The organism is Thermocrispum sp. (assembly GCF_002919275.1).
Lineage (GTDB): Bacteria > Actinomycetota > Actinomycetes > Mycobacteriales > Pseudonocardiaceae > Thermocrispum > Thermocrispum agreste.
In genome coordinates, this window is record NZ_PKFA01000001.1 from 22,815 (window position 1) to 37,229 (window position 14,415).

Consider the following 14,415-nt stretch of genomic DNA (forward strand, 5'->3'; position numbering starts at 1 on the left):
TCATCGCACCAGTCCTCGGGCGTCGGTCATCGGACAGCGTGGATCGGGCTTCTGGTCACCCCACGAATCGCGGACCCAGGCATGGGCCGGGTCGTCGCAGAAGGCCATCGAACGTTCCTCCGCCGGCCCGGCCAGCACGTTCAGGTAGTACATGGTGTAGCCGGGTGCGGCGATGCACGGACCGTGGTAGCCGCGCGGGATCAGGAACACGTCACCGTCCCGCACCGTGACGGACGCGTTGATCGCCCCGTCGTGGGTGTAGGTGCGGTGCATGCCGAACCCTTCCCTGCTCGGCTTGCGCCCGTCCCGGCCGGCGATGCGGAAGTAGTAGATCTCCTCGTTGACGACTTCGCACTCGGTCGCCTCGTCGTGCTTGTGCGGCGGGTACGACGACCAGTTGCCGTCCGGGGTGAGCAGTTCGCAGGCGTTCAGCTTGTCGGCGTGGTCCCACACCCCGGGCACGCCGAAGTTGTTCACCTGGCGCGTGGCGTTGCCCGCCCCGCGCACTTCCACCGGAACGTCCTCGGCCGGGCCGTAGCGCGGCTCCAGCCGCCGCTCGCACCGCGCCATGGGCAGCGCGACCTCGGTCGGCTCGCTCTGCTCCGCCGGGGCGCGCAGCGCCACTTCGGCGTCCCGCGGGACGTAGGCGAAGTCGGTCACCTTGGTGAACACCGACTCCCGGCCCTCCAGCGTGAACGTCTCCCCGTCGACCGACACGGTGCAGCCGCCGGACAGCGGCAGCACGAACGCCTCGTACCCGCCGGTCCGGACGACCCGCTCCACCCCTGGTTGCAGCCGCAGCACGCGCAGACCCGTGTAGGTCCACCCCGCCGACTCCGGGGTGAGCCGGACCGGGTCGTCGCCGTCGGCCAGACTGCCGTGCGGGCGCAACAGATCAGACATCTTCGTCAGCCTCCACCGACTGCAACGTCTTCGCGGCAGCAGCCACGGCGGCCGCGACATCTCCATCGGGCGGGTACAGCAGGGCACGGCCGACCACCAGGCCGCGCACCACCGGGTGGCGCAGCGCCTTGCCCCACGACGCCAGGTCCTGCGCCGGGTCCTTCGACGGCACCCCGCCGAGCACCAGCACCGGCAGGGTGGTCGCGTCCAGCGGCTCCGGCGAGGCGGGAGCGGGCAGTTTCAGCCACGTGTAGGCCGAGGTGGTGCCCAGCGCCGACGCCACGGTGATGGCCCGCGCCAGCGATGCCGGGTCCTTCAGCAGCTCCAGCCTGCCGGGGCCGGATGCGCCGTCGGCAGGCGGAACACGCCGGTAGGGGAGCGGTTCCACCATCGCCATCAGGCCGTTGGCGGCCAGCGCGGTGACGGCCTTCGCGGAGGCCTCCAGCGTGGGGATCGTCCCCGGGTCGTCGTCCACCAGCCGCAGCAGCAGCTTGCCGCCGTCCAGCCGGAGCCGGGCGATCGACTCGGCGTCGTAGCCGGTGAACCGGTCGTCGATCTCCCAGGTGGCGCCCGCCAGGCCGCCCCGGTTCATCGAGCCGATGACGACCTTGTCGTGCAGCGCGTCCAGCAACAGCAGTTCTTCCACCACGTCCGGCGAGGCCAGCACGCCGTCCACGTCGGGGTTCTCCAGAGCGGTCAGCAGCCGCTCCAGCAGCGAACGGCGGTTGGCCATCGCGGTGGGGTCACCGCCGACCGCCAGCGCGCCACGCGCCGGATGGTCGGCGGCGACCAGGAACAACGTGTGCTGCCCGGGCCGCAGCAACGGCCGACGCCGCCTGGTGGCGTAGGCGTGGGCGATCGCCGCGGGGTCGGTCGCCCGCACCCGCAGCAGCTCGGCCCACTGAGCATCGGTCAGTCGCACAACAACTCCTCGATCTCGGCGATGGTCGGCATCGCGTCGGCGCACGCGAGCCTGGCGGCCACCAGCGCACCCGCCGCGTTGGCGTACCGGCCGATCCGCTCCGGCTCCCACCCGGACAGCAGGCCGTGCACCAGCGCGCCGCCGAACGCGTCACCGGCGCCGAGGCCGCACACCACCTCGACCCGCTGCGGCGGCACCGTCCACGAGCCGTCCTGGGTGTACAGCCGGACGCCGTCGCCGCCGAGCTTGATGATCGCCAGCTCCACGCCCTGGTCGAACATCCGCTTGGCCGCCTCGTCCGGATCCGCCGTCCCGGTGGCCACCTCGACCTCGGTCCGGTTGCCCACCGCCACGGTGACGTGCTGCAGCATCCAGCCGATCTCCCGGCGGGCGGTGTCGACGTCCGGCCAGAACATCGGCCGGTAGTCGAGGTCGAGCACGGTGTGCTGCCGCCGCCGGCGCCGTTGCAGCAGCTCGCGCTGCGTGCTCCTGGCCGGCTCGGCGCTCACCCCGGTGCCGGTCACCCACAGCAACGGGACCTGCTCGACCACCTCCCACGGCACGTCGTCGGTGGTCAACGTCAGGTCCGGGGCGGTAGGCAGCCGGTAGAACAGCAGCGGGGGATCCTCCGGCGGGTCGAGCGCGCAGAACACCACCGGGGTCTGCAGGTCGGGCGCGGTGCCCACGTAGTCCGGCGACACCCCGAAGGACCGCAGCGCCTTGCGGACGTAGTCGCCGAACGGGTCCGGGCCGACCTTGGTGAGGACGGCGGCGCTGCGGCCCAGCCGGGCCGCAGCGACCGCCACGTTCGTCGCCGTACCTCCCAGGGACTTGGCGAACGTCTGCACGTCCGCCAAGCCCACCCGGCTCTGCTCCGGGTAGAGGTCGACGCCGACCCTGCCAACTGTCAGCACTTCGACGGTCACGAGGCTTTGACTCCGCGTAGTTCGTGTTCCAGTGCCTCCAGCTCGGCACCACCGGCCATCTGCTGGGTCAGCTCGGCCAGGGTGATCTCCGACTTGGTGTAGTTGCCGAGCGGCGCGCCGCGCTTGAGCAACAGGAACCGGTCGCCGACCGGGTACGCATGGTGCGGATTGTGGGTGATCAGCACCACGCCCAGCCCGCGGTCACGGGCCTGGGCGACGAACCTCAGCACGACACCGGTCTGCTTGACGCCCAGCGCCGCGGTCGGCTCGTCGAGAATGAGCACCTTGGCGCCGAAGTGCACCGCGCGGGCGATCGCCACGCACTGCCGCTCACCACCGGAGAGCGTGCCCACCGGCTGCTCCACGTCGCGCAGGTCGATGCCCATCTCGGCGAGCGCGCGCTTGGTGGTCTGCTGGGCCTTGCGCCGGTCGAGCACGAAGCCGTACTTCCTGGGCTCGGCACCCAGGAAGAAGTTGCGCCACACGCTCATCAGGGGCACCACCGCCAGGTCCTGGTACACGGTGGCGATTCCCATGTCCAGCGCTTCCCGCGGCGAGTTGAACTTCACCGGCTTGCCCTCGAAGAGGAACTCGCCCCGGTCGTGCTGGTGCACGCCGGCGAAGATCTTGATCAGCGTGGACTTGCCGGCGCCGTTGTCACCCAGCACGCAGGTGACCTCGCCCGCCCTGACCTCGGTGGAGACGTCCCGCAGCGCGATGACGTTGCCGTAGGTCTTGCCGACGTTGCGAACCTCGATCAATGGGGTGCTCATCGTCTGACCCTTTCCGCGCGCCGCCGCAACGAGTTGTTCACCAGCACCGCGGCCAGCAGCAGCACACCCAGGAAGAGCATGAACCAGTCGCTGTCCCACTGGGCGTAGATGATTCCCTGCCGGGCCATGCCGAAGATCAGCGCGCCGATCGCGGCACCGACCACGGAACCGAAACCACCGGTCAGCAGGCAGCCGCCGACCACCGCGGCGATGATGAACTGCAGCTCCAACCCGATGCCCTGGTTGGCCTGGACGCTGGCGAACCGCAGGATGTTGATCGATCCGACCAGCCACCCGGCGAACGCCGTGGTCATGAACAACAGGATCTTGGTGCGGACCAGCGGCACACCGACGGCGCGTGCGCTGGTGGGCGCACCGCCGACCGCGAAGATCCAGTTGCCGAACCGGGTACGGACCAGCACGAAGGCGGCAAGCGCGGTGAGCAGGATCCACCACACCACCGAGATCCGGAACGGCTGCCCGAAGATGTCGATGGTGGAGGCGAAGAACAGGCCCGCCGACTCGTAGCCTTCGGTGGCACGCATGCCGGACACCTGCACGGTGCCGGTGGCCAGCCTGGTGACACCCAGGTTCAGGCCCTGCAGCGCCAGGAACGTACCCAGCGTCACGATGAAGCTGGGCAGCCCGGTGCGCATGACCAGCCAGCCGTTGAACGCTCCCACGCCCAAGGCGAAGATCAGCGACACCAGCAGGGCCAGCCACACGTTGAGACCGGCCTGAGTGGCCAGCAGCGCCGTGACCAGCGCGGTGGAGGCGGTCATCACCCCCGCCGACAGGTCGAACTCGCCGCCGATCATCAGCAGGGCGACGGCGATGGCCATGATGCCCAGTGTCGAGGCGTCGTCGAGCCACGTCGCCACGCCGCCGAGGGTGAGGAACTGCTCGGTGATCACCGAGAAGAACACGAACACCACCAGCGCGCCGAGCGCCGCCCCGATCTCGGGGCGCACGATCAGCCGCTGGGCCAGCCCGACCTGGGCCAGCCGTTCGTCTTGCGTCGACGATCGGACGGTGCCTTTGTCGGCTTCCTGGCCCGACCCCGACGTCGAGGTTGTTACGGACATGCTCCTCCCTACCGCGTGCCGCGCTCGGCGTACTTGGCGACGTCGTCGATGTTCGACTCGTCGACGAAGCCGGGGCCGGTGAGCACCGGCTGCCCGCCACCGAGCGTGTTGGCGTTCTCCACGTAAAGCTTGAGCATCACGATCGGCAGGTAACCCTGCTGATACTGCTGCTGGTCCACGGCGAACTCGATCTCACCGGACTTGATCTTCTCCACCACGTCGGCGTTCAGGTCGAACGTGGCGATCGTGGGGGAGGAGCTGGCGCCCTTGGCCGCCGCGGTGGCGTTCACCGCCACCTGCGGGTTGAGCGTCAGCACCGCGTCGACCGACTTGTCGGCCTGCAGCGCGCCGCGGATACGCGACTCGATGTCGGTGGGGTTGTTGATGTCCACCTGCAGGTTCTTGACCTCACCGCCGAACCCGCGCTTGGCGCCGTCGCACCGCTGGTTCAAGCCGATGTTGCCCGCTTCGTGGATCACGCACAGCAGCTTCTTCTTGCCGTCTTCCTTCAGCCGCTTGCCGGCTTCCTCGCCTGCGATGTCCTCCTCTTGTCCGACGTGGGCGATGGCGCCGAACTCCCTGCTCTTGGCCGAGCCGGAGTTGATGGTGATGACCGGGATGCCTGCCTTGACCGCGTTCTCGATCGCACCCTTGAGCGCGTCCGGGTTGGCCATCGACACCACGATGCCGTCGACCTTCTGCGTCACGGCGTTGTCGATCAACCTGGCTTGGGCACCCGCGTCGCCGTCCGAGGTGTACTCGACCCCGACGCCGAGGTCCTCACCGGCTTGCTCTGCGCCGTTCTTGACCACGTTCCAGAACGCGTCACCCGGGGTGCCGTGGGTGATGACCGCGAAGTTCAGGTCACCGTCGCCGCCACCACCGCCGCCGGTGTCGTTGGTGCCGCCGCTGGACCCGCTCGGTGGCGTGCACGCCACCAGCAGCGCTGCACTCGCTGCGACAGCAAGTCCGGAGAACAGCCGCCGACGGCGGGATGAGTGCTTCGACCTCATTGTCAACCTCCACGGTGTAAGTCATCGGTGGGACGTACCGATGATCGACTTGAGGTAGCGCATGGACCGTTCCGTGTCCACCTTCGGGCGGTCGACGTCGCCCGTTTCGTCCTCGGGCAATGCGGTGTCCTGCTCCAGGACGTACCAGCCCCGGTAGTCCGCCGAGCGCAGCACGCGGATCATCTCCGCGATGTCGACGTCACCGTCGCCCAAGGGCGCGTACAAGCCTTGCGAAATCGCCGCGGTGTAGGTCAGTTCGCCTGCCCGCACCCGCTCGGCCACGGCGGCGCGCACGTCCTTCAGGTGCACGTGACCGACGCGGTCGGCGTGCTGCTGCACCAGCCGGACCGGGTCGGTGCCGCCGATCATCAGGTGACCGGAGTCCACGCACAGTGGCAGCGACGAGTCGCGCAGGAACCGTTCCACCTCGGGTTCGGTCTCCACGTAGGTGCCCACGTGCGGGTGCAGCACCGTGCGCAGGCCGTAGCCCGCGGCCACCTCGGCGACGGCGTCCGCGGACCGGATCAACGTGTTCCACTGCTCGTCGGTCAGTTCGGGTCGCTCGTCGTAGCCGGTCAGCCCGGTGGCGGCGGCCAGCACGAGCACTTCCGCGCCACCGGCGGACAGTTGCTTGGCGGAGCGCTCGGCCGCCGCAACCGCCTCGTCGACCGACACGTGCAGCGGGGTCGCCAGGAAGCCGCCGACCAGGGACAGGCCGAACTGGCGCAGCAGCGCCGACGGGTCGTCCGGCAGGTACCCCGGCGGGCCGAGTTCGGTCGCCGACAGGCCAAGTTCGGCCATCTCGCCGAGCACCTTCGGCGGCTCGAGCACCCGGCCCCAGCCGGGCACCTCGCACACGCCCCAGGAGATGGGCGCCGCGGCCAGGCGGATCGACGCAGCCGGATCCGCGAACGTCTGGGTCATCACTGCGCCTCCAGTCGGACCGGCCTGCCGTTGCGCATCGACTCCTCGCACGCTTCGGCCAGCCGCAAGCTGTTCAAGCTCTCGCGTGCAGGCGACGGATTCTCCGCCCGGCCGGCGATGACGTCCGCGAACACGCGCAGCTCGTTCAGGTAGGCGTTCTTGTACCGCTGCATGAACGAGTCCCAGGGCTGCTTCGGTTCGATCGGGTCCGGCTCGACCCGCACCAGCGGGGCGTGCTCGTCCCAGCCGACCGCCAGCGTCTGCTTGCTGGCGTAGACCTCCAGCCGGCAGTCGTAGCCGACCGGCTGGTGGCGGCCCGCGGTCAGCTGCGCGTGCGCCCCGGAGGCGAAGCGCAACGTGACCACGGCGTTGTCCACGTCACCGGCGTCGGCGAATGCCTGGTCGACCAGCACCGACCCGGACGCCCACACCTCCACGACCGGCTCGCCGATCAGCCACGGAACCATGTCCAGGTCGTGGATCAGGCAGTCCTTGAACAGCCCGCCCGAGGTCGGGATGTACTCCTTCGGCGGCGGGACGTGGTCGATGATCGCGGCCCGGACCAGGTAGACCGAGCCCGCTTCGCCGGACCGCAGCCTGCGGCGAACCTCGACCGTGGCCGGGTCGAAGCGGCGCTGGAACCCCACCACGACCTCCACGCCGGACGCGTCGATCTCCTTGACCAGGTCCGTCATGGTGGGCATGTCCGGCCCCAGCGGTTTCTCGCACAGCACCGGCGTCTTGGCCTGCACCGCACGTCGCACCAGATCGGCATGGGTGTCCGTGGGCGTCGCGATCACCACGCCGTCCGCGGCCAGCAGCTCGTCGAACGACGCCACCGCGGTGACGTGCTCCGGCAACGAATCGGCAACCGCCTCGGCGCGTTCTGGCACGGGGTCGAACAGCAGGATCTTGTCCGGCGCTTCTCGCCCGTCCAGCTCGGCGAGATGCGTGGCGTGCATCTCGCCGATGCGGCCGACTCCGGCGACTCCAATGTCCATGTGTCCTCGCAAAACCTTTCGGGTGACTTCCGGAGTCCGATTAGAGCGCTCTAATAGTGATGGGGCTCTCATGTTGTAGCGTTTCGCGCGGAGTGTCAACCCTGGTGTCAACGCGGCGACACCCGGCGGTAACAAAGCGGATGGAGGTGCGCGGTGGCAAGCCGGCCGACGATGGAGGACGTGGCTGCGCGGGCGGGGGTGTCGCGCGCGTTGGTGTCCCTGGTCATGCGGGGGGCGCCGAACGTCAGCCAAGCCCGCCGGGACGCGGTCTTCAAGGCCGCTCGAGAGCTCGGCTACTCGCCGCACGTGATGGCCCGGTCGCTGGCGTCCCGCACGTCGACGGTGCTCGGCGTCATGGTGTCCGACCTGCACAACCCGTTCTTCGCGGAAGTGGTGGACGGGCTGGAGGCGGTCACCCGCAAGGCGGGCTTCGAGCTGATCATCAACACCGGCAGGCGCACGCCAGCCGGCGAGCGGCAGGCGGTGCGCAGCCTGCTGTCGTTCCGTCCGGCGGGAATGGTGCTGCTCGGGCCCGCGGTGGAGACCGCGGAGATCAAGGCGGCGGCCGAGCAGGTCCCGGTGGTGCTGGTGGCCAGGTCGACTCGCCTGCGCTCGGCCGACACGGTCAACGACGACGGCAGGGCGGGCTCCGAGCTGGCCGTGGATCACCTGGTCGGCCTGGGCCATCGCCGGATCGTGCACTTCGACGGCGGGCGCGGATCCCAGTCGGCGCTGCGCCGCCGCGGGTACGTCGACGGCATGAAGAAGCACGGCCTCCAGCCGTCGGTCATCCGCAGCGAGTACACCGACGTGGCCGGCGCCAAAGCCGTGCGAACGCTGCTCGAGCAGGACGAACCGTTGCCGACGGCGATCGTCGCGGCGAACGACGTGAACGCCATCGGGGCGATCTCCGCCCTGGAGGAGGCCGGGCTGCGGGTTCCGGACGACGTGTCCGTGATCGGCTACGACAACACGTCGCTGTCCACGCTGGCGCACGTCGGCCTCAGCACCGTCGACCAGCCTCGAGAAGTGATGGGCAGGCTGGCCGCGCAGGCCGTTCTGGAGCGGGTCCGCGACGGCAGGACCGAACCGGTGCGGCATCTGCTGCACCCGAAGGTGATCCAGCGGGAGACGACCGCGCCCCCGCCGTCCGATTCGGCGCGCTGAGCGCCGGTCGCCCGCTTCCGCTCCCTCCACCGGCCGATGCGGCGGCCGGAGAACGGCGCGGCGCATCGCTGCGGGAACCGCGTGGTCGGCCGGTACGCGCCGTGCGCGGCATCCTCGATGCCCGGTACGGCGGGAAGCAGCAGGTCACCACGATCGGTCGGCATCGCGCCGGAGATCCCGGCGAACGCCACCAGATCGGGTGTGTCGTTCGGAGCGAACGCTGGTACGCGTAGTGATCAACGTGCCGCGCGGTGTTGTCACGGTGCTCCAACTGGGCGACGAACTTTGACCGAAGAGTCGTCCGTGCCGGTCGAACGGGCAACCCGGAACGCGCGTGGAGCAGGCCACCGGGCGGATCTCCGGCCGACGGGTCGCATCGTGCTTCCGGGTCCTTCCGGGGCGGGTTGCGCCAAGCGACGGTGCGCCTTCAGGTCCATCCGGCCCATTTGTGCCGCCAATGCGGCCGTCGGCCCGACTGACGCGTTTGCGCTAACCCGATCGGGGGCAACCGCCGGTGTCCCGCGACCGGTGGGGCGAGCAACGCGGAATCGACGAGGAGCAACTGATGATCATCTTGGGCTTGATCCTGCTGGTGCTGGGGTTGGTGCTGGACGTCGGCGTGCTGTGGACCATCGGCGTGGTGCTCCTGGTGGTGGGCGCGGTGCTGTTCCTGCTCGGCTTGCTCAACCGGCCGGTGCTCGGCAGGCGGCACTACTTCTGACCGGGTCCGCTTCCGGTGCCGCTTCGGCGCGGGCCGGAGGCGCCGTCGGGCGGCGCGATTCGCCGCGCTGCCGGCCGGGTACTCGCGGACGAGGTGAGGACGGATGACCGAGGCATCGGACGAGCAGGCGCCGTTGTCGCCGAGCGAGCAGCTCGACCAGGACGACCTGCAGGCCGACCCGCTGGAACGGGGCGCCGAACCGCCGGAAGGCTGGGCAGGTGCGGACCGCTACGGCATGACCCAGGCCGAGCAGGCCGAAGGCGAGCCGCTGGACGAGCGGTTGCGACAGGAGCGACCCGACATCGGGCCGGACGACATCGCCGACGCGGGCCGTCTCGGCGACGACGAGGTCCTTCAGGGCCGTGTCGAGGAGCTGCCGCGGGTGCGTGACGTGCCTGCGGACAACGCCGACCGGGCGGGCGGTCCGGAGGACGACCCGATTCGCGGTTCGGACGACCACTGAGGTTCGGGCGCTGACCGAGTCTGGCCGGCGAAAGCCTGCCGGCGCGGCACGCCAGGTGGACGGGGTTTCCGGGCGAATTCCCGGCAAGGTCGGGTGCCGCCGCGCGGCAGTACTCCGGTGCGGTCCCTCCGCGCTTCTCGTCGTCGGTGACGCACATCACGAAGTCGCCGCGGCGTTCTCTTGGTTCGCGGCCATTTGCCACGCGAACCCGGTTCGGCGTCGGGCCGACATCCGGTGCACAAGGTGCAGTCTGTCTCGTTCGGGGCTTCGTCCGAGCCATCGCGAGCCGCTACGGTGGCGGGGTCATGACCGCGACGCCGAGATACCCCATGGCGCCGGACAGGCCCGTGGCATCCGCCTCACCCGGCCGAGTACGCACCGCGCGGGTGCTCTTCGTGCTCGGCCTGGTGATCGTGGCCGCGCTGTCCAGCTTGGTGTGGTGGTCGATCCGCAGCGACCCGGACGAGACGCGCTTCTCCTCCGCCGACCGGCCCTCCTCTTCCGGCGGCGCTGCCGACGACAGCGGCGGCGGCCCCGGCCGCCCGCCGGTCCTGCGCGCGGGCCGGTTCACCTACCGGGCACTGGCGCCGCTGGACGTCCGGCAGCGCTGCGACGACGTCTCCTACGGCAAGGTGCGCGAGTGGTTCGCCGAGCGTCCCTGCCGCGAAGTGATCCGTGGGCTGTTCGACGTCCGCGCGGACGGCGCCAGGGCGGCGGTCGCGGTGTCGGTGGTGACGATGCCGAGCCGGTCGCAGGCGCGCGCACTGAAGAAGCTGACCGACACCGACGGCACCGGCAACGTCTCCGATCTGATCAGGGACGGCACCGTCTCGCGGCCAGGGCTGCCCCAGGTGGCCGGCGGCAAGTACGCGTCGAAGACCAGCGGGCCCAGGCTGACGATCGTGGAGGCTGCCTTCTTCGGCGACACCCGCAATGCCGCACTACTGGACCAGATCACCACTCAGGCGTTGCGGCTCGAACCGAAGATGCGCGCCCGGCGATGACCGGGCCGGGTCGCTCCGTTGTCGTCGCAGGCCTGGCCGTGGCGATGCCGGCCCTCCGGCTTCGGTGGTGAACCTTCCGCCGGACGATCAGGACCTGGCTCCTGGCATGGCGAGTGCCGCCGGCCGCATCCCCGCCTCCAGCCGCCATCGGGTCAGGCGGGCGGCGGATGCCTGCATCGCGGCCACCGCCAGCGAGCGCACCTGGGCAACGTCGCAGTGTTCGATCACCACACGCCAGGCAGCCACGGCATCCGTTTCCGCCGCGACGACCGCCGCGCGAGCCGACTTGTCGTCCTTCACTGGCTTGGGTGTGGCGTACGCGGTCTCCGCCAGCACAGGCGTGGCTCCCGCAGAGATCAACGCTGCTTGCGCCGCGTCTCGCCGCTGCCGGTGTTCGACGGTGGCCGCGCGGAGGCCTTTGTCGTAGCTGCCCGGCAGGAACGCGGTGACCAGCCCGAAGACCCACAGCGTCGCGTGCTCGGCGGCGAGCGCGTCCTGCAGCGTCTGGACGGCCGCCTCGTCGAGCTGGTCGCCCGGGTCCGGGGCCGCGAACCGCGGTGCGGGTGGCGATCCCAAGCTGCCGTCGAGCGCGAGCCCGGCACTGCAGCCAGCGGCGACCGAGGCCAGCAGGCCGGCCCGCGGCCTGCTCTCCCGCGGGATGAGCCCCACCGCCTGTTCGGCGGCCGAGCGCAGCCGCTTGCCGAGCGCTTTCGGCGACGTCGCAGGCGGACGGTCACCGGCCGGGGCGGGCGGCCGGTTGGCCCGGTCGACCTCCCGCTGGACCGCATCGGCCTGTGCGGCGCGCAGCTCGGCGATCTGCTCGGCCAGCTTGCCGCCCATCTCGCGTGCGGCCTCCGCGTCGGCGCGCGCCGCGGCGGCCACGGGCGCCAGCGGGTCGGGTGAGTCGTCGTATCCACCCGAGCACGCCGACACCGCGGACAGGGCGAACGGCATGGTCAGCAGGGCTGTACCACTCCACCGGAGCACATCACGACGACCCACCTGCACACCCAGCATCCTGCCAGGTGCGTACCTTAAGCTGGACCGACACCCACAACCGCCAGCCCAGCCGAATAGGGGAGATGCCCATGACCAACGATCTCGCCAAGCGGTTGGAGCCCATCGTGGTCGACGTGGTCGACGGGCTCGGGTTCGACCTGGACTCGCTGGAGGTCCAGCAAGCGGGCCGGAAGAAGCTGGTGAAGGTCGTGGTCGACGCCGACGACGGGATCGGTCTCGACGAAATCGCCGATACCAGCCGTGCACTGTCCCGCAAACTCGACGAGCACGATCACCTGATCGCGGGCGCCTACACCCTCGAGGTCACCTCACCGGGCCTGAACCGGCCGCTGACGCAGCGCCGCCACTGGCGCCGGGCCCGCTACCGGTTGGTGAAGATCACACCGGCCGAGGGGGAGCCGTTCGTCGGCCGGGTGGGGTACGCGGGCGAGAAGTCGGTGCGGGTCCTGGTCGGCAAGCAGTTCGTCGACGTCGCCTACGCCGACGTCGCCACCGCGGTGGTGGAGGTGGAGTTCAAGCAGCCGCCGGCCGACGAACTGCGGATGATCGAGGAGGACGAGGCGGAACAGGCCGCCCTGCACGGCGCCGATTCGCCTGACCCCGGCTCCGGGCGGCACACTGGGAGGAAAGCAGCAGGCACCGGCAAGCCTGCCTCCCGGTGCTCGGCGACCAAGGAGGATGACGCCCGATGAACGTGGACATTGCCGCGCTGCGGGCGATCGAGCGGGACAAGGACATCCCGTTCGAGACGGTGCTGGAGGCCATCGAGTCGGCTCTGCTGACCGCGTACAAGCACACCGAGGGGCACCAGCCGCACGCCAAGATCGACATCGACCGCAAGACCGGGTACGTGCGGGTGATCGCGTACCGGCTGAACGAGCGCGGCGAGCCGGTCGAGGAGTGGGACGACACTCCGGAGGGATTCGGCAGGATCGCCGCGACCACCGCGCGCCAGGTCATCGTGCAGCGGCTGCGAGACGCCGAGCACGAGAAGACCTACGGCGAGTTCGCCGCCAAAGAAGGCCAGGTCATCGCCGGTGTCGTCCAGCGAGACGCGCGGGCCAACGCGCGCGGCATGGTCGTGGTCGCGTTCGGGGAGACCGAGGGCGTCATCCCGGCCGCCGAACAGGTGCCGGGGGAGCGGTACGAGCACGGCACCCGGTTGCGGGCCTACGTGTGCGGCGTGGCGCGCACGGTGCGCGGGCCGCAGATCACGCTGTCGCGCACCCACCCGAACCTGGTGCGCAAGCTGTTCGAGCTCGAGGTGCCGGAGATCGCCGACGGAACCGTGGAGATCACGTCGGTGGCCAGGGAGGCGGGCCACCGCACCAAGATCGCCGTGCGGTCGACGGTGCCCGGGGTGAACGCCAAGGGTGCGTGCATCGGCCCGGTCGGCGCCCGGGTGCGGAACGTGATGAGCGAGCTGGGCGGGGAGAAGATCGACATCATCGATCACTCCGACGACCCGGCCACGTTCGTCGGGAACGCGCTGTCGCCTGCGAAGGTGGTCTCGGTCCAGGTGGTCGACGAGCGCACGAGGACGGCGCGGGTGATCGTGCCGGACTTCCAGCTGTCGCTGGCCATCGGCAAGGAAGGGCAGAACGCTCGGCTGGCCGCGCGGCTGACCGGATGGCGGATCGACATCCGCAGCGATGCGGAGACCGCCGGGCAGCCGGAGCCCGCGCCCGCGGGCCCGCAAGCGGCCTCGGCGGCGGGCGGCACACCGGAGCAGTAACCACCTTCGGTACGGAGTGGACCGGAACGATAGACTCGACTGTGGCGCAACACCAGCTGACGACCTCCTCGCACGGTGCATCCGGTCACCAACCGGTTCGCACGTGTGTGGGATGTCGGAAGCGGGGGTTGCGTAGCGAGCTGGTGCGAGTTGTCGCGCTGCGTGGGCGCGCCGTCGTCGATCACCGTCGGCGGTTGCCTGGCCGGGGTGCCTGGCTGCACCCCGATCAGCGGTGCCTGACGCAGGCGATCCGGCGGAAGGCTCTGCCCAGGGCGTTACGGGTCTCTGGGCAGCTGGACACCGGCGAGCTGGAAGACAGCTTCGCGAGCGGACTTGTCTCCGGCACGCAGGACGAGGAGGGGTACGGCAGGCCCGTGCCACGCCGAGGTAACGAAAGCAGGTCGACCCGTCATGAGTCAGCCGTGAAGCTGAAGCCATGAACGCGCGACAGTAAGGACGAGGTCAGCGGGTAGCGCCGCCGGCCTCTGCAGATGAGGAGAGCAGTGGCAGGCAGAGCCCGCGTACACGAGCTCGCGAAAGAGCTCGGCGTAACGAGCAAGGAAGTACTCGCCAAGCTGAAGGAACAAGGCGAGTTTGTGAAGTCGGCATCGTCGACGGTCGAGGCGCCGGTCGCCCGGCGGTTGCGCGATGCGTTCGGCGGGGGCAAGAAGGCCGACGAGAAGAAGGACGACAAGAAGGGCGCGTCCGCCAAGTCGTCGGCGGGACAGGCCAAGTCGGGGGCGGCCACGTCCGATGCG

17 protein-coding genes are annotated in these 14,415 nt (G+C 70.2%); 8 read left to right on the plus strand and 9 right to left on the minus strand.

The window, feature by feature from the left end; all coding sequences use genetic code 11:
• From iolB to CXP56_RS00125, 8 genes are read right to left on the minus strand one after another with little or no spacing between them, the layout of a single operon-like run.
• On the minus strand, positions 1-903 hold the full coding sequence (gene iolB / locus CXP56_RS00090; RefSeq protein WP_028846462.1) for a 5-deoxy-glucuronate isomerase: 903 nt from the start codon (positions 901-903) through the stop codon (positions 1-3).
• Positions 896-1,825: a Cgl0159 family (beta/alpha)8-fold protein gene (locus CXP56_RS00095; protein WP_028846463.1), complete on the minus strand. Its 930-nt coding sequence runs from the start codon at positions 1,823-1,825 to the stop codon at positions 896-898. Before CXP56_RS00095 ends, iolB begins: the two co-directional genes overlap by 8 nt.
• Positions 1,816-2,751: a 5-dehydro-2-deoxygluconokinase gene (iolC, locus tag CXP56_RS00100; protein ID WP_028846464.1), complete on the minus strand. Its 936-nt coding sequence runs from the start codon at positions 2,749-2,751 to the stop codon at positions 1,816-1,818. The genes CXP56_RS00095 and iolC overlap by 10 nt, the downstream gene beginning before the upstream one ends.
• Positions 2,748-3,524: an ATP-binding cassette domain-containing protein gene (locus CXP56_RS00105; RefSeq protein ID WP_028846465.1), complete on the minus strand. Its 777-nt coding sequence runs from the start codon at positions 3,522-3,524 to the stop codon at positions 2,748-2,750. Before CXP56_RS00105 ends, iolC begins: the two co-directional genes overlap by 4 nt.
• On the minus strand, positions 3,521-4,609 hold the full coding sequence (locus tag CXP56_RS00110; RefSeq protein ID WP_286898950.1) for an ABC transporter permease: 1,089 nt from the start codon (positions 4,607-4,609) through the stop codon (positions 3,521-3,523). Before CXP56_RS00110 ends, CXP56_RS00105 begins: the two co-directional genes overlap by 4 nt.
• Positions 4,610-4,617: 8 nt before the next feature.
• Positions 4,618-5,622: a sugar ABC transporter substrate-binding protein gene (locus tag CXP56_RS00115; RefSeq protein ID WP_028846467.1), complete on the minus strand. Its 1,005-nt coding sequence runs from the start codon at positions 5,620-5,622 to the stop codon at positions 4,618-4,620.
• 21 nt (positions 5,623-5,643) lie between these two features.
• Positions 5,644-6,546 carry a TIM barrel protein gene (locus CXP56_RS00120; protein ID WP_286898953.1) on the minus strand — a complete coding sequence of 301 codons (903 nt, stop codon included), beginning with the start codon at positions 6,544-6,546 and terminating at the stop codon, positions 5,644-5,646.
• Positions 6,546-7,547 (minus strand): Gfo/Idh/MocA family protein, encoded by a 1,002-nt coding sequence (locus CXP56_RS00125; RefSeq protein ID WP_286898955.1) that lies wholly within the window; start codon positions 7,545-7,547, stop codon positions 6,546-6,548. The genes CXP56_RS00120 and CXP56_RS00125 overlap by 1 nt, the downstream gene beginning before the upstream one ends.
• A gap of 171 nt (positions 7,548-7,718) precedes the next feature.
• Between CXP56_RS00125 and CXP56_RS00130 the strand changes: the two genes are divergently transcribed.
• From CXP56_RS00130 to CXP56_RS00145, 4 genes are all read left to right on the plus strand, one after another.
• A complete protein-coding gene (locus tag CXP56_RS00130; protein WP_028846470.1) occupies positions 7,719-8,714 on the plus strand; it encodes a LacI family DNA-binding transcriptional regulator in 996 nt (331 codons plus the stop codon).
• A gap of 565 nt (positions 8,715-9,279) precedes the next feature.
• Positions 9,280-9,435 carry a hypothetical protein gene (locus CXP56_RS00135; protein WP_286898957.1) on the plus strand — a complete coding sequence of 52 codons (156 nt, stop codon included), beginning with the start codon at positions 9,280-9,282 and terminating at the stop codon, positions 9,433-9,435.
• Positions 9,436-9,538: 103 nt separating this feature from the next.
• Positions 9,539-9,898: a hypothetical protein gene (locus tag CXP56_RS00140; RefSeq protein WP_286898960.1), complete on the plus strand. Its 360-nt coding sequence runs from the start codon at positions 9,539-9,541 to the stop codon at positions 9,896-9,898.
• Positions 9,899-10,245: 347 nt separating this feature from the next.
• Complete coding sequence (locus CXP56_RS00145; protein ID WP_156899087.1) at positions 10,246-10,902, plus strand: hypothetical protein; 657 nt, start codon at positions 10,246-10,248, stop codon at positions 10,900-10,902.
• 87 nt (positions 10,903-10,989) lie between these two features.
• Here the strand turns inward: CXP56_RS00145 and CXP56_RS00150 are convergent, their stop codons facing one another.
• On the minus strand, positions 10,990-11,856 hold the full coding sequence (locus CXP56_RS00150) for a ferritin-like domain-containing protein (protein ID WP_169725209.1): 867 nt from the start codon (positions 11,854-11,856) through the stop codon (positions 10,990-10,992).
• Between the two features lie 134 nt (positions 11,857-11,990).
• Here CXP56_RS00150 and rimP point away from each other — a divergent pair, with 134 nt between their 5' ends.
• The 4 genes from rimP to CXP56_RS00170 form a co-directional block, all read left to right on the plus strand.
• Complete coding sequence (gene rimP, locus CXP56_RS00155) at positions 11,991-12,614, plus strand: ribosome maturation factor RimP (RefSeq protein WP_084608915.1); 624 nt, start codon at positions 11,991-11,993, stop codon at positions 12,612-12,614.
• On the plus strand, positions 12,611-13,657 hold the full coding sequence (gene nusA, locus CXP56_RS00160; RefSeq protein ID WP_028846473.1) for a transcription termination factor NusA: 1,047 nt from the start codon (positions 12,611-12,613) through the stop codon (positions 13,655-13,657). Before rimP ends, nusA begins: the two co-directional genes overlap by 4 nt.
• Positions 13,552-14,097, plus strand: a complete 546-nt coding sequence (locus CXP56_RS00165) for a YlxR family protein (RefSeq protein ID WP_156899088.1) — start codon at positions 13,552-13,554, stop codon at positions 14,095-14,097. The genes nusA and CXP56_RS00165 overlap by 106 nt, the downstream gene beginning before the upstream one ends.
• Positions 14,098-14,160: 63 nt before the next feature.
• The coding region (locus tag CXP56_RS00170) for a translation initiation factor IF-2 N-terminal domain-containing protein (RefSeq protein ID WP_286898968.1) at positions 14,161-14,415 on the plus strand (255 nt) is incomplete at its 3' end.